This window comes from Nonomuraea maheshkhaliensis (genome assembly GCF_039529435.1).
GTDB lineage: Bacteria > Actinomycetota > Actinomycetes > Streptosporangiales > Streptosporangiaceae > Nonomuraea > Nonomuraea maheshkhaliensis.
The window spans coordinates 1-17692 of record NZ_BAAAMU010000126.1 but is presented as its reverse complement, the minus strand read 5'-3'; the positions used below and the strand labels follow the sequence as shown (position 1 = coordinate 17692).

Genomic DNA, 17692 nt, shown 5'->3' with positions numbered 1-17692 from the left:
GAGAAGGAGACCGGATCCCATGATCACGTCAGCGAAGCCCCGGACACGGCGGCAGGTGGTGAAGGGCCTGAGCATCGTGGCCGCGCTCTCCCTCACCCTGGCCGCGTGCGGCTCCGGCGACCCCGAGCCCGCCGACCCCAACGGCAAGATCACCCTCAGCGTCACGGTCTGGAACCTGGCCAAGACACCCGAGTTCAAGGCCCTCTTCGACGCCTTCCAGCAGGCCAACCCCAACATCACCGTCAAGCCGGTCGACATCCTCGCCGACGACTACCCCGAGAAGGTCACCACGATGCTGGCGGGCGGTGACAAGACCGACGTGATCACGATGAAGAACGTCACCGACTACTCCCGCTACTCCAGCCGGGGCCAGCTCGCCGACCTCACCGACCTGGCCAAGTCGCCCGAAAACGCCAAGCTCGCCGGGCTCGACGCGTTCAACGTCGGCAACGCCTACTACGCCCTGCCGTACCGGCAGGACTTCTGGCTGCTCTACTACAACAAGACCCTGCTCGACAAGGCCGGCGTCGAGCTGCCCGACCCGCTGACCTGGGACGAGTACGCCAAGCTGGCCAAGCGGCTCACCCAGGGCGAGGGCGGTGAGAAGGTGTACGGCGCCTACCACCACACCTGGCGCTCGGTCGTGCAGGCCGTCTCCGCCGCGCAGACCGGCGGCGACCAGCTCGGCGGCGACTACACCTTCTTCACCGAGCAGTACAACCTCGCCAAGGGCCTCCAGGACGCCGGCGCCGTGCTCGACTTCGGCACCGCCAAGTCCCAGCAGGCCGACTACCGCACCCAGTTCGAAAGCGGCAAGACCGCGCTGATGCCGATGGGCACCTGGTACATCTCCGGCATCCTGGAGGCAAAGGCCAAGGGCGCCAGCGACATCGCATGGGGGCTCGCCCCCATGCCGCAGCGCACCGGCGCGACCGGCACGACGACGTTCGGCTCGCCGACCGCGTTCGCCGTCAACAAGCGCGCCGAGCACGCCGACGCGGCGAAGAAGTTCGTCCAGTTCGCCGCGAGCCAGGCGGGCGCGGAGGCGATCACCAAGGCCGGCGTGGTGCCGGCGCTGCAGAGCCCCGAGATCACCAAGGCGTACTTCGGGCTCAAGGGCATGCCGTCGGACGAGCGCTCCAAGAAGGCGTTCGAGCCCGACAAGGTGGCGCTGGAGATGCCGGTCAGCGAGAACACCTCCGACATCGACACCATACTCAACGAGGAGCATGAACTGATCATGGTGGGCGACAAGTCCGTAGCCGACGGCATCCGCTCGATGAACGAGCGGGTGAAGAACGAGGTACTCAACTAGCCAGGCAGCGGACCCGGGAGCGATCCCGGGTCCCGCGCTCGACGGAGCGTCGCGAAGGAAACCATGACTCAGGCATTGACGCAACCGACGCCGGCCCCGCCCCGCCGGGCACGCGCCTGGCGCGGCATCCTCGTCGGGTGGAGCTTCATCCTCCCGAACTTCGTCGGCTTCGCCCTGTTCACGCTCGTGCCGATGCTGGCCGCGTTCGCGCTGGCGTTCCTGGAGTGGGACTCCTACAGCACGCCTGAATGGGTCGGCCTGGACAACTTCCGGCGGATGTTCGGCGACGAGAACTTCCACGTCGCGCTCAGGAACACCCTCTTCTACGCCGCCGGGCACATCCCGCTGACGCTGGTGGCGGCGCTCGGGCTGGCCATGGCGCTCAACCGCAGGATCCGGGGCGTGCAGTTCTTCCGCACCGCCGCCTTCTTCCCGTACGTCACCTCGCTCGTCGCCGTCGCGGTCGTCTGGAACATGCTGTTCAACCCCACCGCCGGCCCCGTCAACCAGCTCCTGGAGGCGATCGGCGTCACCGAGCCGCCGCGCTGGGTGGCCAGCACCGACTGGGCGATGCCCGCCGTGATCATCACCAGCGTGTGGCGGGACATGGGCTACTACATGGTGCTGTACCTGGCCGGCCTGCAGACGATCCCGCGCGAGTACTACGAGGCCGCCACCGTCGACGGGGCCGGGCCGTGGCAGCGGTTCTGGAGCGTCACGCTGCCGTGCCTGCGGCCCACGACGTTCTTCGTCCTGGTCATGCTGACGATCCAGAGCTTCAAGGTGCTGGACCTGATCGTCGTCATGACCGACGGCGGGCCGGGCCGCAGCACGCTGGTGCTGGCCCAGCTCGTCTACCGTGAGGGCATCAGGGAGGGGCGGTTCGGCTACTCCTCGGCCGTCGCGCTGGTGCTGTTCGTCATCGTGCTGACCGTCACCGTCGTCCAGTTCCGCATCAACGAGCGCAGGAGCGCCACATGACCGCGCTGCCCGACACCGCCGCCCCTCCCGGAACGGCTCCCGCCCCCCGCGCCGGCGGCGCGACGCCGCGCGGCGCCCGCTCCACGCTGCGCGGGGCGCTCGCCTACGCGGGGCTGACCGTGGTGACGGTGCTGGTGCTGGTGCCGTTCGCGTGGATGTTGTCCTCGTCGCTGAAGCGGAACAACCAGGTCTTCACCGTGCCGATCGAGTGGATCCCGCCGGAGCTGCGCTGGTCGAACTTCATCGAGATCTGGGAACGCATCCCGCTGCTGACCTACCTGGGCAACTCCGCGTTCCTGTCCGTCGTGATCACGCTGCTGCAGGTGCTGACCGGCAGCTTCGCCGCGTACGGCTTCTCCAAGGTGCGCTTCCCCGGCCGCGACGCGCTCTTCCTGGCCTACATCGCCACCATCGCCGTGCCGTGGCAGGCGTACATGGTGCCGCAGTACATCATGATGCAGCGGGCCGAGCTGACGGACACGCACTTGTCGATCATCCTGCTGCAGGCGTTCGGCGCGTTCGGCGTCTTCCTCATGCGGCAGTACTACATGTCGATCCCCGACGACCTGTGCGAGGCCGCGCGCATCGACGGGCTCAGCGAGTACGGCATCTACCGGCGCGTCATGCTGCCGCTGTCCAAACCGGCACTGGCCAGCCTGGCGCTGCTCACCTTCGTCAACACGTGGAACGACTACATGGGGCCCTTCATCTACCTGACCAGCAACGAGCTGTGGACCATCCAGCTCGGGCTGCGCTCGTTCGTCGGCCAGTACGAGGCGGAATACGCGATGATCATGACGGGCGCGGTGCTGTCGGTGCTACCGATCATGGTCGTCTTCCTGTTCGGGCAGCGGTACTTCATCCGCGGCATCGCCACCAGCGGGCTGAAGTGATGAGCGCGTACGGAACCGCCCGGCGGCTGCTGCGCCCCGCCCGCCAGAGCACCTACGAGCGGATCTTCGACACCGTCTACGCGGGACTCATGACGAACGTCCTGCTCGCCGCCGCCTGCCTGCCTCTGCCGGCGGCGCTGGCCGTCGTCGGTGACCCGCTCGCGTCGTGGCCGTTCTTCGCGCTGCTCTCCCTGCCCTGCGGGCCGGCGCTGGCCGGGGCGTTCGGCTGCTTCGACGCCCTGGGCCGCGGGTCCACGGCCATGGCGCGTGCGTTCTGGAGCTCCTACCGCCGGGCCGCCCCCCGCGCCCTGGCCGTCTCGGCCGCGGGCGCGGCGGCCGTCGGCGTGCTCGCCGTGGCCGCCGTGGCCGTCGCGGGCACCGCGTGGGGGCCGGCGCTCGTGCCCTTCTTCTGCACCGCCGCCGCGCTGGTCATGTCCCTGACGTTCGCCCTGCTCACGCTGGCAGCCGTGCCCGGCGCGCGGCTGCGCTCGTCGCTGCGGCCGTGCCTGTTCCTGGTGGCCCGCCGCTGGTACCTGTCCGCGGCCACCCTCGTCGTCCTCGCCCTGGCTCTTCTCGTCGTCCTCGCCAAGCCGGTGCTCGGCGTACTGCTCGTGGCCTCACCCTTGTTGTACGCCGCCTGGGCCACCACCAGGTACGTCCTCGCCCCCATCCTGGAGCCGCCGGCCCACGACCATCGCTAGCGGGTGGCTTCCCGGGACCCGTCTCAGGACCCGCCCCGGTGGACCGGTACGGTGCGCTGGAGGTGAGCGCGATGACCTGGTGGACGGTGGCGCGGTTCCTGCACGTGCTCGGGGCCGCGGTGTGGGTGGGCGGGCAGCTCACGGTGTCGCTGGTCGTGCTGCCCCTGGCCAGGCGCCTGCTGGACGAGGAGCGGCGCGGCCAGGTGCTGACCGCCGTCGGCCGCCGCTTCGGGCTGCTGACCGTCGCGGTCTTCCTGCCTGTGCAGCTCGCCACGGGGGTGGCCATCGCCTGGCACAAGGGCCTCACCTGGGCCACCCTGGCCGAGCCCGGCTACGGCCGGATCCTGGCGGCGAAACTGGCGCTGTTCTGCGCCGTCATGGTCGCGGCGGCGGCACACGGCTGGGCCTCGGGCGCGGGCCGCCCGGTGCTGGCCCGCACCCTGGCGATGGCCTCACTCGCCGGCTCCCTCGGCGTCGTCCTCCTGGCCACCGCACTCCCCGTCACGTGAGCCCGTCACGTGAGCCCGTCACGTGAGCCCGTCACGTGAGCCCGCCCCCCGGCCGCCGCCCGGCCGGGTGGGGGCGGGGGTCAGCGGCGGGGCTGGGCGATGAGGCGGCAGTCGGAGCCGGGGGAGTTGGAGACGGCCTTCCACCTGATCTGCTCGTCCGCCGGTTCAGCGGGGGACAGCTCCAGCGACCGGGTGAACACCCGGAGGAACGCCTTCATCTGCATGACCGCCAGCCGATCCCCCAGGCACGTGTGCGAGCCGCCCCCGAACGGCATCCAGCCGTAACCGCCCGGCCGCCGGCCGAGCCAGCGTTCCGGCCGGAAGGCGGCCGGGTCGGGGTAGAGGCCGGGGTCGTGGTGCAGCGACCGGAGATGGACGATGATCGTGGTGCCCGGCGCCAGCACCCGCCCGCCCAGCTCGAACGGCAGCCGCACCACCCGCCCGAAGAACGCGACCGGAGGCCGCACCCGCAGCGCCTCGTACGCCACCGCCGTCGCGTACACGTCGGAGGTGCCCTCGTCGCTCTCCGCCGACAGGCGCCGCAGCGCCTCCGGATGGCGTACCACCCGCTCGAACGCCCAGGCCAGGCCGGTCGCCGTGGTGGTGCGGGCGCCGGCGATCATGCTCATCACCTGGTCGCGCAGCACCTGATCGGTCAGCCGCGCCCCGCGTTCGTCACGTGCGCGCATGAGGACGCCGAGCAGGTCGTCGCCCTCGCCCTCGCGCCGCCGCCGGCTGATCTCGTCGTAGATGAGCCGGTCGCAGGACTCCTTCGCGCGGTGGTACGACGGCCACAGGGCCATCCCGCCCGCGCGGCGCAGCGCGTACCGTACGGTGATCTCGTAGGAGTCGGCCCGGCGGAACAGCTCCCGCAGCGGCTCGCGCCAGGCGTGCCGGCGGGCCGGATCGACGCCGAGGGTGACGTCGAGGATCGCGTCCATGAGCGCCGCGTGCAGCCGGGGCCGCAGCGCGAACGGCGTGCCGGCCGGGCACCGGTCGGCGACCTGCTGGGCGAGCTTCTCCGTCGCGGCGCGCAGGCGCGCGGAGACACGATTCCTGATGGCGGGGGCCATGATCTCGCGCAGCCGCCGGTGCTCCTGGCCGTCCAGCCTGCCCAGCCCCTGCGGGCCGATGACCGGCTCCTGGACGCGGTTGGCCTCCGCGGAGTCGATCACGCCGCCGGGAGCGCGGAAGACGTCTCTGACCAGGCCGGGGTCGGCCAGCATCACCGCCTTGCCGATGCCGGGGAACCACAGGCCGAACATGCCGTCCGTACGGCCGAACATGCGATCGACGACGCCGTCCCCCACGATCAGGGCGGCCGGCAGCACCGCGCTGCCCAGCCATGGCTCCAGGCGGTGGCGGCGGCCACGCGCACCGGCGAGCCGGCCTCCGGGATGCGGTACACCTGGGCGTGCGCCGAGCGCGTCGATCATGAAGTCTCTAATCCGATTCGGGTCACTCGTTCTCGTGACACTCAACCATAGCGAAGCGTGACCATCCGTGATGTTACTGTGACGACGCAGGGTGGCGCCCCAGCCCGCGCGACCCTCCCGCCCGGCAGCCCCTGAGGAGCCAGTTGATGATCGACACCCTCGCCCGCCAGAGTCACGCGGGTTCGCGCAGGCCGGGGCCACGGCGGGCGGGCGCCGGGGGCCGGTGGTGACGCGGTATCTCGTCACCGGGGCCACCGGGTTCGTGGGCGGGCACCTGACGCGGGAGATCCTGGCCCGCGGCGGTACGGTGACCGCGCTCGTCCGTCGTCCTGGACGCGCCGGGACGCTGCGCGACCAGGGTGTGCGCGTGGTCGAAGGAGACCTGGCCACGGGCCGGGGGCTCGGGGAGGCGTCGCGGGGCGCCGATCGGGTGATCCACCTGGCGGCGGTGGTCAAGGCACGCACCGACGCGGAGTTCTGGGCGGTCAACCGCGACGGCACCGCCCGCCTCGTCCGCGCCCTGGCCGCCATGCCCGTGCCGCCACGCCTGGTGGTGTGCTCCTCGCTGGCCGCCGCCGGGCCCGCGCGGGGGAGCGGGCCCGTCTCCGTCTACGGCGCCAGCAAACTGGCGGCGGAACACGTCGTCCGCGCGTACGCGCACCGCGTGCCGGCCGTCATCCTGCGCCCCGGCATCGTGCACGGCCCCGGCGAGCCCGCCCTGGTGCCGCCGCTGCTGCAGATGATCCGCCTCGGGCTGGTGCCCAAGCCCGGGTTCGGGCCGCGCCGCTACGGCATGATCCACGTGGACGACCTGTGCGGGGCCCTGCTGGCCGCCGCCGAGCGCGGCACGACCGTCCAGGCGGACGACCCTGACGCGGGCGTCCACCCGCTGAGCGACGGCGTCGCCTACCGGTGGCAGGACATCTGCGCCGCCGTCGCCGAGGCGGCAGGGCTGCGCGCCCCTGTCGTGCTGCCCGTGCCCGTGTCCCTGCTGGCCGCCGTGGCCGCGCTGGCCCACCTCGCCGGCCGGCTGCCCGGCCTGAGCGGCGACGTACCCGCACTGAACCGGGACAAGGTACGCGAGCTGCGCCACGCCGACTGGACCTGCACGCCGGCCGGCGCCCGGCACGACCTGGGCTTCACCCCCACCACCTCCCTCCTGGACGGCCTCGAAGCCGCCCTGCGCGGCCCCACACCGAGTGAAGCCGGGAGCGGGGCCGTGACCGGTCAGGCGACGGCCCCGTGACCCGGACGCCGAGGTGGTGTCAGGGCTGGACGTGGGTCAGTTCCGCGCCGATCAGGTCGGCCACCGCCCGCAGCTCCGCGAGCCGGTGCCCCGTGCCCAGGGCCCAGTGGTGGGAGATGCCGCTGGCGCTCCACACGTCCGTCCACTCGCCGGGGTCACAGCCGAAGTCCACTCGCGACGTCGTGTTGCCGATCCGCAGCAGCGGCCCCTCCACGACCTCGCCCTCGGACACGACGAAGCCGTAGCTCCCGTCCCTGGCCTGCCGCAGCCCGAACGCGGTCACCGGCCCCCGCGTCACGTCGAACTCGACCGACACGCCCCACCCGCGCTTGCCGTGGTAGACGCCGAGCCCGCGCAGGAGCGGGCGGCGGGAGCTGATGGCCAGGTGGGCGGGGCCGTCGTGGCCCATCTCCACATGGCCGCGGGCGAAGTCGAGCGCCTGCAGCTCGGTGAAGGAGCCGCCGCCGCCCAGCCGGTCCATGACGAGCATGGCCAGCGAGGTACGCAGCTCGTACTCGCCGGCGGCCGGCACCCCGCGCGCCGTGAGCAGGGAGGCGCCGAGGATCATGCCCGCCCCGAGCCGCTCGTGGATCTCGCCGTCCAGGCCGCGGTGGTAGTAGGCCAGGCTGTCCAGGGCGAAGTCCTCAACCAGCCGGTCCAGGCCGACCGACACGCGGGCCGCCCAGGCCAGGTCGTCCTCGTTCACCGAGTCGGCCAGCTCGAACACCTCGCGCGCCAGGCCCACCCGGTCGGCGGTCTCGGCGTCGGTGACCTTCTCCGCGCGCACCCGCAGGTCGTCGAACTCCAGCACCTCCACGTGGCCGCCGAAGTTCGCGCTGACCAGCGTCAGGTCGGTGGCCACGTCCAGCATGCCCGGGTACAGGTGGCCCATGAGGCCGTGCCGCCCGTGACGCAGCGCGGCCCGTACGCCCGCCGCCCTGACCCAGCGCCCGATCCGCTGCCACGCGCGCTCGTCCTCCAGATAACCGGAGACCGACCGGAACGGGATGCCGCAGCGGGTGAAGGCGTTGGCCATCTCCGGCAGGGGGCAGGCGCCGCAGTAGGCCAGCCACTGGCCGGTGTCGAAGGTGGCGTGCTCCATCGACTGCGTCGGCTGCAGGTTGATCAGCAGCACGGGCGCGCCGCTGCGCTGCGCGATCGGCACGAGCATGGTGGCCGTCATGTACGTCGTCAGGAACCCGACGATCAGGTCGCAGCCGGCCGCCCGCAGCTTCTCCGCCGCCGCGGCACCTTCCTCGGCGTCGGAGATGAAGCCGACGTCCACCACCTCCGCGTCGAACTCCCCCATGCGCTCGGAGACGCGCGCGGCCGAGCGCTGGAGCTGGGGGAGCAGGTCGGGGAACTGCGGCCAATAGGCCCCGAGGCCGCCCGCGACCAATCCCACCTTGACGCGGCGCGGGGTGATCCTGGAGAGTGCGCCGCCGCCGCTCCCCGAGCTGATGTCCTGGCCGATCCCGCTAGTGGTCCCGCTGCTCGTCACGGTGCTCTCCCTTGCTGCTTGCCAGGCCCGCCGCCGCGGTGGTGCTCAGCGGGCTTCGACCTCGATGATGCGTGTGTAGTCGTTCGCGCCGTTCGACGCCAGGGCGACGACGCGGACGTCCTCGGCGGCGACGGGCGCGAAGTCCGAACGGGCGCTCCCCGCGGTGTTGCCGCGCACCTGCGCGACCGTCTGCCACGGCCCGCCGCCGGCCCGCACCTGGACGTCCCAGTCGCGCAGCCCGTACCTGGAGGCCGGGTAGCGCTCGGTGTCCAGCGTGTAGAGGTCCACCCTGGACACCTGGCGGGCGCCGCCCAGCGCGATGGCCACGGTGTCCGGCCAGGACCTGGCGGTGGCGTCGTTCCAGCCGTTGCCGCCGGCCCAGCCGTTGGACGAACGGTCGCCGTCGGCCACGCTGCAGGGCGGGTAGTTGGCGTTGGTGTGCTGCGAGGAGGCGGTGACGGGCCGGCGCAGCGCCAGGTTGCCGCCGTTGTCGAGCCCGTCCACCGGCACCACCTCGACGGGGACCTTCAGCGTGCTCGACGGCGTGCGCAGGCGCAGCCCGTACGTGCCCTCGGCGGTGCCCGGCGGCACGGCGACCAGCAGCTTCGCGCGCACCTCGTAACCGGGCGGGAGATAGCTGGTCAGCATCGCGCGGGAGGCGGTCAGCGGCGAGTCGGCCTCGACCCGCATGGTCGCGTACGCGGCCTTCTTCGCCTCGCTCCGCATCCCGATCTTGAGCGTGGCGGGGCAGGCCGGGTCCACGCCGAGCGGCGCGACCAGCCTGTCCGCCCCGGCGGTCGGGACGAGCTTGCCCGTGCCCTTGGAGACGCCCGGCTCGACCTGGACGGAGACCGCCTGCGGGGGAGTCTCCGGCTCGGGGGTGGCCGGTGGAGCACCGAGCACCGGGACGAAGGCGAGGGCCCCGGCGGCGAGGATGCGCATGATCTGTTCCTTCCTAGAGCACGTGCAGGCCGGGGGCGCCGTCGAGGGTGACCAGGCTGGCGCGGGTGGAGACGGGTGCGCCGGGGCGGTCCACGTACGGGACGACCTTGAAGTCCGAGCGCCACTGGCCGCGGGTGACCTCGCAGGACACGTAGCCGCGCTGGTAGCTGGAGAAGCGCAGGTGCGGGTTGGCCGGGTCGGTGCCGCCGGGCGGCACCCCCTGCGTGGGGTTGCCGTTGCCGCCGCTGCTGACCGAGGTGCAGACGAACTCCACGCCGATCGCCGGGGAGGCGGGATCGCCGAAGTCGCGCCTGAGGTCGCCGGCCAGGTTGTAGTGGATGTCGCCGGTCAGCACCACGGGGTTGCCGACCTCGCGCTCGATCATGCCGTCGAGCAGGCGGTCCTTGGCCGCCTGGTAGCCGTCCCACAGGTCCATGCTGAGCCGCTGCGCGGGTCCCGGGTCGAAGTCGAGCCGCATCATGGCCACCTGCTGGGCGAGCACGTTCCACCTGGCGCGGGAGGCGCCGAGACCGTCGAGCAGCCAGCGCTCCTGCGCGGCGCCGATCATCTGCCGCGCCGGGTCGAGCCGGTCGGCGCAGTCCACCTGCTGGCCGTCGCCGCAGACCTGGTCGTCGCGGTACTGGCGGGTGTCGAGCACGTTGAACTCGGCCAGGTCGCCGAAGGTGAAGCGGCGGTAGATGCGCGCGTCGGGGCCCTCGGCGGCGGGCAGCCGGACCGGCATGTTCTCCCAGAAGGCACGGAAGGCGTTGGCCCTGATCACCAGGTAGTCCTGCTCGCTCACCTCGCCGCCGGGGCCGTACCGGCCGGCCCAGTTGTCCAGCACCTCGTGGTCGTCCCAGGTGACGATCCAGGGCGCGCGGTGGTGGGCGGCCTGAAGGTCGGGGTCGCTCTTGTAGAGGCCGTACTGGACGCGGAACCGGTCGAGCGTGTCGCACTGCACCCGGAACTGCTCGGGGACCGGGGTGTTGCGGTTGCCGCCCATCGGCACGATGCCGAACTCGTAGATGTAGTCGCCCAAGTGGAGCACCACGTCGGGGTTCTCATCGGCGAGGTGACGGTAGGCGGTGTAGTAACCGTCCTGCCACGACGCGCAGGAGGCGAAGGCCAGGCGCAGCGACTCGGGGCTGCTGTCCGGGGCGGGCGCGGTCCTGGTCCGGCCGACGGGGCTGAGCTCGGAGCCGGTGCGGAAGCGGTAGAAGTAGTCACGGCCGGGACGCAGGCCCTTGGCGTCCACGTGCACGGAGTGGCCGTACTCGGGGGTGGCCCAGGCGGAGCCATGGCGGACGCGGCGGGCGAACGCCTCGTCCTCGGCGATCTCCCAGTCGACCCTGATCCGGTGGTACGGCAGCCCGCCCAGCGGCTCCAGCGGCCTGGGCGCCAGCCGGGTCCACAGCACGACCCGGTCGGGCAGGGGGTCACCGGAGGCGACGCCGAGCTGGAAGGGATAGTCGGCGGTCCTGACCGTGGCGCGGGCGGCGGTCCACGGATCGGCCAGCCCGGAGGTGAAGGCGAGAGCGAAGGCGGCGCCGCCTAAGCCCAGAAAGCCCCGGCGTGAGGGATGCGGCATGCTGCTTCCTAGTCTGGGGGGACGAAAGCCCTCACTTTCTAGCAAGCAGACCCGTTGTTAACAAGACGCGAGTTAGAAATAACGCCTTCGGCCGTTAGATCTCCGCGACGAGGACGTTCCCGTGATGGTCGTGCAGTCGCTGGAGCAGGTCGGCCGGGGCGTTCGCGTCGACCACCACCACGTCGAAGTCCGCCAGCGGCGCCACCCGGTGCAGCGCCACCCTGGCCAGCTTGGAGCCGTCCACGGCCAGCACCCGCCGCGACGCCGAGCGCAGCATGGCCCGCTTGACCAGCACGATCTCCTGCTCCTGATGGTAGGCGTACTCCTCGGAGATCGCCGAGGTGGAGACCACGGCCAGGTCGGTGTTCACCGCCTCGACGGCGTCCACGCAGCCGAGGCCGAGAAACGAATCATGAGTGGCGTGATATTCACCGCCGAGCGCGATGAGCCGGAGGTCGGGACGGCCGGCCAGCAGCCTGATCGCCTCCAGGAAGTTCGTCACCACGGTCAACGGGAGCAGCTCGTCCAGGTGGCGGGCCACGGCCAGCGCGGTCGTGGAGTCGTCGAGCATCACGGAGCTGCCCGGCTCGATCAGCCCCGCCACCACCCGCGCGATGGCGTCCTTCTCGGCCGTGTGCGCCTTGAGCCGGTAGGCGATGTTGCTCTCCCACACGTTGCTGGCCTGGGCCGTCGCCCCGCCCCTGACCTTGCGCACCATGCCCTGGCGGGCCAGCTCGTCGAGGTCGCGGTGGACGGTCATCAGGCTGACTCCGAAGTTTTCCGCGAGTTCGGTGACGGAGACGGAGCCCCTGCGCACGATGTGCTCGGCCATGCCCTGCCATCGCACCGACCTGCTGGAGGTGTGCTGACGCGTGTTCACCTGGGTCCTCTCCGGTGTCGGACGGCAGCGAATCCTACCCTTGACACCCCGCTCGGGCGACTCGTACCCTCCAGCCACCGCCGCTTTTAACATGATTGTTTGTGAAGTTAACAACGGTGGTACACGATTAAAACGTTCGCATCCAGCGACTCTCGGGGATTCACCGCACGTCGTACGACCGAGGAGACAGCGACATGACCGACCTGCTGCACCAGGCCCGGCTCAGCCGGGGACAGTTCCTGCGCGTGATGGGCGGTCTGGCCGCGGCCACGCTGGCCACGGCCTGCTCCACCAGGCCCGAGACCACCGCCACCACGGGCGGGACGGCGACCACCGAGCTCAAGTTCATCGGCGTCGCCGACCAGAAGGCGCCCATGGACGAGCTGGCCGCCGCTTATCAGAAGGCCAAGCCCGCCGTCCGGCTCACGCCCTCCTACGCCCCCACCGACCAGGTGCAGACCTCGCTGCGCACCCAGCTCGGCGCCGGCAACGCCCCCGACCTGCACGTGGTCTACCCCGGCAACGGCAGCGCGATGTCGATGACCCAGATCGCCCAGGCGGGGCTGCTGGCCGACCTGTCCGCGCAGACCTGGACCCAGACCATCCCCACCGGGTTCAAGCCCGCCTTCCAGCTCGACGGCAAGACCTACCTGTACTCGGCCGGCTCCTCCGTGATCGGCGCCGTCTACAACAAGAAGGTCTTCGAACGGGCCGGCATCGACGCGCCGCCCACGACCTGGACCGAGTTCCTGGCCGTCTGCGACAAGCTGAAGAAGGCCGGCGTCGTGCCGATCGCGCTCGGCGCGCAGACGCCGTGGGTCACCCAGCTCATCACGTACGCGCTGGTGCCCTCCACCGTCTACGCCAAGGACCCGTCGTTCGACGACAAACAGCTCGCCGGCCAGGCCACCTTCGCCGGCTCCGGCTGGCGCCAGGCCATGGAGATGTACCTGGAGCTGCAGAAACGCGGCTACTTCAACGACAAGCCGAACGGCACCACGTTCGAGCAGCAGACCTCCATGGTCGCCACCGGCAAGGCGGGCATGGCCGTGCAGGTCTCGGCCGTCATGCCCGACTTCCGCAAGGCCGCCGCCTCGCCCGACGACCTGTCGATGTTCCCCGTCCCCGGCGCCGACGACGCGAACGCCGTGTGGATCCCCGCCGGCGTCGTCGTCGGCGTGGGCGCCGCCGCCAAGGGCAAGAACGCCGAGGAGGCCAAGGCGTTCATCGACTTCCTCGGCAAGCAGGAGAACATCAACGCCTGGGCCAAGGCCATCGCCGCCATCCCGCTCACCCAGGACGCCTCCTCCGTGATCGATCCCGCCGTGCAGTCGTTCCTGCCGTTCACCAAGGACCGCGCGGTGCCGTTCATGGACCAGCGCTGGCCCAACGCCGAGGTCCAGCCCGTGCACTTCGCCGTCGTCCAGGAGCTGCTCGGCGGCGACAGCACGATCGACGAGGCGCTGAAGAAGATGGACGAGGCCTACCGCAAGTGACCTCACTGACCGCCTTCCGCGGCAGGCCCGCCCGCGCCGCCCGGCGGGGCGGGGGCGCCGCCACCCCGCCCTGGCTGTTCGCCGCCCCCGCCCTCGTCGTGTACGCGATCGTGGTGCTCTACCCGGCCGTCAGCGGCGTCGTGTACGCGTTCACGGACTGGAGCGGCATCGGCGAGGACCGCTCGTTCGTCGGCCTGGCCAACTTCGCCACCCTGTTCGGCGACGAGCAGGCCATGGGCTCGATCGGCAACACGCTGCTGCTCACCCTGGCCATCGTGGTCGTGCAGAACGGCATCGGCCTGCTGCTCGCGCTCGGCGTCAACGTCAAGCTCAGAAGCCGCGCCCTGCTCCGCGTGATCTTCTTCGCGCCCGTCGTGGTCAGCCCCGTCATGGTGGCCTTCCTGTGGAAGTACATCTACAACCCCGACCCGTCCGCCGGCCTGAACGGCCTGCTCGGCCTGCACGTGGACTGGCTCGGCGACCCGTCGGTCGCCCTGTGGTCCATCGCCGGCATGGTCGTGTGGCAGAACGCCGGCTACTCCATGGTCATCTTTCTGGCCGGGCTGGAGGGCGTGCCGCGCGAGCTGCACGAGGCCGCCATGATCGACGGGGCGGGCACCTGGCAGCGCTTCCGCTACGTCACCTGGCCGCTGCTCGCCCCCGCGCTCACGATCAACCTGATGCTCTCCACGATCGGCGGGCTCAAGCTCTTCGACCAGGTCTTCGCCGCCACCAACGGCGGCCCCGGCTACGCCACCGAGACCCTCTCGACCGTCCTGTACAAGCAGGCGTTCGTGTTCGGCAAGTACGGCTACAGCACCGCCATCGCGCTCGTCCTGGCGCTGTTCGTGGCCGCCGTGTCGCTCGTGCAGATCTACTACACCCGCCGCCGGGAGGTGACCGCGTGAGAAGGACCTTCCCGCTGGAGCTGGTCATGATCGCCGTGGCGGTGGCGTTCCTGTTCCCCGTCTACACGCTGGTCTCGCTGGCGCTGAAGGACCCCGGGCAGATCGCGAGCTCGCCGATGGCGCTGCCCAGCCCGCCCACGCTGGACAACTTCACCGCCGCCTGGACGGCCGCCGCGCTCGGCCCCTCGCTGGTCAACAGCACCGTGATCACCGTGGTCAGCCTGGTGGCGCTCATCGCGCTCGGCTCGTTCGCGTCGTACTTCCTGGCCCGGGTGCGGAGCCGGCTCGGCTACGGCCTCTACATCCTCTTCCTGCTCGGGATCGTGCTGCCGTTCCAGCTCGGCATGATCCCGCTCTACCGGCTCGTCACCGACCTCGGCCTGATCGGCACGCACGCCGGCATGATCCTCTTCTACACCGGCATCCAGCTCCCGTTCACCGTCTTCCTCTACACCGGCTTCATCCGCGCGCTGCCCGGCGACTACGCCAGCGCCGCCCAGATCGACGGGGCCTCGCACCTGGTGGCCTTCACCCGCGTGGTCTTCCCGCTGCTGCGGCCGATCACCGGCACCGTGCTCATCCTCAACGCCGTCTTCATCTGGAACGACTTCTTCACCCCGCTGGTCTACCTCGGCGGCTCCGGCTTCGAGACCGTCCCGGTCAGCGTCTTCGCCTACGTCGGCCAGTACGTCTCCCAGCACGGCCTGGTCTTCGCCGGGCTCGTGCTCGGCGCGCTGCCCATCGTCGTCGTCTTCCTGGCGCTGCAGCGCTACGTCATCAAGGGCTTCTCCAGCGGGCTCAAGGGATGAACGTCTTCGACGCCTTCCGCGAGCCGCCCCGCGCCTTCTCACCGGCGGCCATCTGGTGGTGGAGCGGCGAGCCGCTGCGCCGCGACCGGCTGCGCTGGCAACTGGAACGCCTGGTCGCCGGGGGCGTGCACAACCTCGTCATCCTCAATCTCGCCCCCTCGGGGCCGATGTTCGGCTCGCGCGCCGACGACCCGCCGTTCCTGTCCGAGGAGTGGTGGGAGCTGCTGGACGGGGTCTGCCAGGACGCCCACGACCTGGGCGCCTTCCTGTGGTTCTACGACCAGCTCGGCTTCTCCGGCGCCGACCTCCAGGCCCGGCTGGTCCAGGAACGCCCCGACTTCGCCGGTCAGTGGCTGGGCTCCGGCGGGACGGTCACCACGCGGGGCTTCGACTACCTGTCGCGCGAGGCGTGCGCGGTGCTGCTGGACCGGGTGCACGGCGAGTTCGAACGGCGCGTCGGGCACTGGTTCGGCCGGGTGATCGCCGGGTCGTTCCAGGACGAACTGCCGACCCTGCCCACCTGGTCCGCCCGCTTCGCCGCCGAGCATCTCGCCCGGCGCGGGCGGCCGTTCGACGCTCTTGCGCCTTCGCCGGACTGGCGGGCGTACCAGACGACCAGGGCCGAGCTGGCCGAGGAGGCGTTCTTCCGGCCACTGGCCGAGTGGCACGAGCGTCACGGGCTCGTGCACGGCTGCGACCAGCAGGACCCCGCCCGCGCGGGGCATCCGGTCGACGGGGTGCGGCTGTACGCCGACTACGCGCGCACCCACCGCTGGTTCGGCGCCCCCGGCTCCGACCACCACGGCGACGCCCGCCTGCACTCCTCCCTGGCCCATCTGTACGGGAGGCCCCGCACCTGGATCGAGGCGTTCCACTCCAGCGGGTGGGGCGGGACCCTGGAGGAGACGTTCGACTGGCTGCTGCCGTGGCTGCGGGCGGGGGCGACGCTGTACAACCCGCACGCCGTCTACTACACGACGCGGCGCGGCTGGTGGGAGTGGGCGCCACCGGCCACGGACTGGCGGCAGCCGTACTGGCGCCACCACCGGGTCTTCGCCGAGGCGGTCACCCGGCTGTGTGCGGCGCTGTCGCTGGGGCGCCACGCGTGCGACGTCGCCGTCCTGCTCCCCACAGCCACCGCCCAATCCGGCACCGACGCGGGGGCGGCCGGTTCCGGGGCGGGCGGGCCCGAGCCGGGCGGGCCTCGGGCCGCGAGCGCGACGGCCGACGCGGCCAGGGCGGCCCACGCAGCGCACACGGGCGACGCGGCCAGGGCGCAGGAGGTGTATCGCGAGCTGGTGGGCGACATGGCCTGGTTCGCCACCAAGCCGGGCGTGCTGGACCGGCTCGGGCTCGACGCCGACGTCATCGACGAGGACTCGGTGCGGCGCGCGGTCGTCAAGGACGGGCGGCTCACCGTCTCCACGGAGGCGTACCGCGCCGTCATCCTGCCCGCCGTCACGGTGCTGGACGAGGACCTGGCCGCCCGGCTCGCGGAGTTCGCCGCGGGCGGCGGCATCCTCGTCGCGGTCGCCGCGCCATCCGGCTACTCCCCGGAGGGGACGGCCTTCTCGCGCCTCTCCGCGGAGGGGACGGTCACCTCCCACGCGTCTCCGGAGGGGACGGGCACCTCCCTCCTCTCCCCAGGGGGAACGGCCGCCTCCCGCCTTCCCCCAGAGAGGACTGATCCCTCCAGCCTCGCCGCCCAGCTCGGGGCCCGCTTCGTGCGGTCCGCCGACCGGCTGGGGGAGGCGCTGACGGACCTGGAACGGCGGGTCGAGGCGCCCGTGCCCGCGCTGGTACGCGAGGACGGCGAGACGACCCTCGTCTTCCTGCCCGCCGCCTTCCCCATGGCCAGCCGCATCGGCGTGGGACGCCCCGAGGAACGCGGGGTCGACCTGGGCTGGCTGGACGCCGTCATCGACTTCGACCCCGCCCGGTACGCCCGCGAGATGCCGGTCACCGTCCACGGCGTCCAGGGCGCCCCGCTGCTGCTGCGGCCCTTCGCCGGCGGCGAGCCGGTGGCGCTGCCGTACACGAGGGACGGCGACACCGTACGGGTGGCCGTCCCGTTCGACGACGGCCCCGCGGCGCTGCTGGTGTTCGACGGGACGAGGCCGGAGCCCGCGCCGCGACCCGCGTACACCGTCGTGACGGAACTCGGCGATGCCGAGTGGGACGTCGAACTGGTGCCCACGCTCGACGACACCTGGTCCGACTTCGGCGGTGGCGCGGGCGTCGAGACCTGGACACTCCGCACCCCGGACGGGGAGCCGGTGGACGTCACCTTCGGCCCGCGCGGGGAGCAGCGCGTCGGCGGCGGGCCATGGACACCGTCGATCTGGTCGTCCTCACGCGGCCTGCACAAGGACCCTGTGCACCGGGAGACGCTGGGACCGAAGGGACGGGTGCCGGTCGAGTTCCTGACGTTCGGCCACACGACCGCAGGCGCCGAAGCCGCCTTCCGCACCCTCGTCACCGTCCCCG

14 protein-coding genes and 1 pseudogene are annotated in these 17692 nt (G+C 71.7%); 10 read left to right on the top strand and 5 right to left on the bottom strand.

What is annotated here, in order from left to right:
* Positions 1-19 precede the first annotated feature (19 nt).
* From ABFX54_RS46310 to ABFX54_RS46290, 5 genes are all read left to right on the top strand, one after another.
* Positions 20-1315 carry an ABC transporter substrate-binding protein gene (locus ABFX54_RS46310; RefSeq protein ID WP_346113430.1) on the top strand — a complete coding sequence of 432 codons (1296 nt, stop codon included), beginning with the start codon at positions 20-22 and terminating at the stop codon, positions 1313-1315.
* Between the two features lie 63 nt (positions 1316-1378).
* Positions 1379-2296: a carbohydrate ABC transporter permease gene (locus ABFX54_RS46305; protein WP_346113429.1), complete on the top strand. Its 918-nt coding sequence runs from the start codon at positions 1379-1381 to the stop codon at positions 2294-2296.
* Positions 2293-3189 carry a carbohydrate ABC transporter permease gene (locus tag ABFX54_RS46300; protein WP_346113428.1) on the top strand — a complete coding sequence of 299 codons (897 nt, stop codon included), beginning with the start codon at positions 2293-2295 and terminating at the stop codon, positions 3187-3189. Before ABFX54_RS46305 ends, ABFX54_RS46300 begins: the two co-directional genes overlap by 4 nt.
* On the top strand, positions 3189-3890 hold the full coding sequence (locus ABFX54_RS46295) for a hypothetical protein (protein WP_346113426.1): 702 nt from the start codon (positions 3189-3191) through the stop codon (positions 3888-3890). The genes ABFX54_RS46300 and ABFX54_RS46295 overlap by 1 nt, the downstream gene beginning before the upstream one ends.
* A gap of 38 nt (positions 3891-3928) precedes the next feature.
* Entirely contained in the window at positions 3929-4399 is a 471-nt protein-coding gene (locus ABFX54_RS46290; RefSeq protein WP_346113425.1) for a hypothetical protein, read from the top strand.
* 80 nt (positions 4400-4479) lie between these two features.
* Here the strand turns inward: ABFX54_RS46290 and ABFX54_RS46285 are convergent, their stop codons facing one another.
* Entirely contained in the window at positions 4480-5835 is a 1356-nt protein-coding gene (locus ABFX54_RS46285; protein WP_346113424.1) for a cytochrome P450, read from the bottom strand.
* Positions 5836-6061: 226 nt separating this feature from the next.
* Between ABFX54_RS46285 and ABFX54_RS46280 the strand changes: the two genes are divergently transcribed.
* Positions 6062-7081, top strand: a complete 1020-nt coding sequence (locus ABFX54_RS46280) for an NAD-dependent epimerase/dehydratase family protein (RefSeq protein ID WP_346113423.1) — start codon at positions 6062-6064, stop codon at positions 7079-7081.
* A 19-nt stretch (positions 7082-7100) separates the two neighbouring features.
* Here ABFX54_RS46280 and ABFX54_RS46275 read toward each other — a convergent pair whose 3' ends face one another.
* From ABFX54_RS46275 to ABFX54_RS46260, 4 genes are all read right to left on the bottom strand, one after another.
* Entirely contained in the window at positions 7101-8582 is a 1482-nt protein-coding gene (locus tag ABFX54_RS46275; RefSeq protein WP_346113422.1) for an L-fucose/L-arabinose isomerase family protein, read from the bottom strand.
* 45 nt (positions 8583-8627) lie between these two features.
* Entirely contained in the window at positions 8628-9524 is an 897-nt protein-coding gene (locus ABFX54_RS46270) for a discoidin domain-containing protein (RefSeq protein WP_346113420.1), read from the bottom strand.
* Positions 9525-9537: 13 nt separating this feature from the next.
* Positions 9538-11112 carry an alkaline phosphatase D family protein gene (locus ABFX54_RS46265; RefSeq protein ID WP_346113419.1) on the bottom strand — a complete coding sequence of 525 codons (1575 nt, stop codon included), beginning with the start codon at positions 11110-11112 and terminating at the stop codon, positions 9538-9540.
* 94 nt (positions 11113-11206) lie between these two features.
* Positions 11207-11992, bottom strand: a complete 786-nt coding sequence (locus ABFX54_RS46260; RefSeq protein WP_346113418.1) for a DeoR/GlpR family DNA-binding transcription regulator — start codon at positions 11990-11992, stop codon at positions 11207-11209.
* A 194-nt stretch (positions 11993-12186) separates the two neighbouring features.
* Here ABFX54_RS46260 and ABFX54_RS46255 point away from each other — a divergent pair, with 194 nt between their 5' ends.
* From ABFX54_RS46255 to ABFX54_RS46240, 4 genes and pseudogenes are all read left to right on the top strand, one after another.
* Positions 12187-13488, top strand: coding sequence for an extracellular solute-binding protein (locus ABFX54_RS46255; RefSeq protein ID WP_346113416.1), 1302 nt, complete (start codon positions 12187-12189; stop codon positions 13486-13488).
* Positions 13485-14396 carry a carbohydrate ABC transporter permease gene (locus tag ABFX54_RS46250; RefSeq protein WP_346113415.1) on the top strand — a complete coding sequence of 304 codons (912 nt, stop codon included), beginning with the start codon at positions 13485-13487 and terminating at the stop codon, positions 14394-14396. The genes ABFX54_RS46255 and ABFX54_RS46250 overlap by 4 nt, the downstream gene beginning before the upstream one ends.
* Entirely contained in the window at positions 14393-15205 is an 813-nt protein-coding gene (locus tag ABFX54_RS46245; protein WP_346113414.1) for a carbohydrate ABC transporter permease, read from the top strand. Before ABFX54_RS46250 ends, ABFX54_RS46245 begins: the two co-directional genes overlap by 4 nt.
* Positions 15202-17692 (top strand): annotated as a pseudogene (locus tag ABFX54_RS46240) (hypothetical protein); the annotation flags it as partial. The gene ABFX54_RS46245 and the pseudogene ABFX54_RS46240, both read left to right, overlap by 4 nt.

Bases quoted from the DNA above. Each gene is read 5' to 3' on its own strand.
- ABFX54_RS46310 (WP_346113430.1), top strand. From the start codon at position 20: ATGATCACGTCAGCGAAGCCCCGGACACGGCGGCAGGTGGTGAAGGGC.
- ABFX54_RS46305 (WP_346113429.1), top strand. From the start codon at position 1,379: ATGACTCAGGCATTGACGCAACCGACGCCGGCCCCGCCCCGCCGGGCA.
- ABFX54_RS46300 (WP_346113428.1), top strand. From the start codon at position 2,293: ATGACCGCGCTGCCCGACACCGCCGCCCCTCCCGGAACGGCTCCCGCC.
- ABFX54_RS46295 (WP_346113426.1), top strand. From the start codon at position 3,189: ATGAGCGCGTACGGAACCGCCCGGCGGCTGCTGCGCCCCGCCCGCCAG.
- ABFX54_RS46285 (WP_346113424.1), bottom strand. From the start codon at position 5,835: ATGATCGACGCGCTCGGCGCACGCCCAGGTGTACCGCATCCCGGAGGC.
- ABFX54_RS46270 (WP_346113420.1), bottom strand. From the start codon at position 9,524: ATGCGCATCCTCGCCGCCGGGGCCCTCGCCTTCGTCCCGGTGCTCGGT.
- ABFX54_RS46265 (WP_346113419.1), bottom strand. From the start codon at position 11,112: ATGCCGCATCCCTCACGCCGGGGCTTTCTGGGCTTAGGCGGCGCCGCC.
- ABFX54_RS46255 (WP_346113416.1), top strand. From the start codon at position 12,187: ATGACCGACCTGCTGCACCAGGCCCGGCTCAGCCGGGGACAGTTCCTG.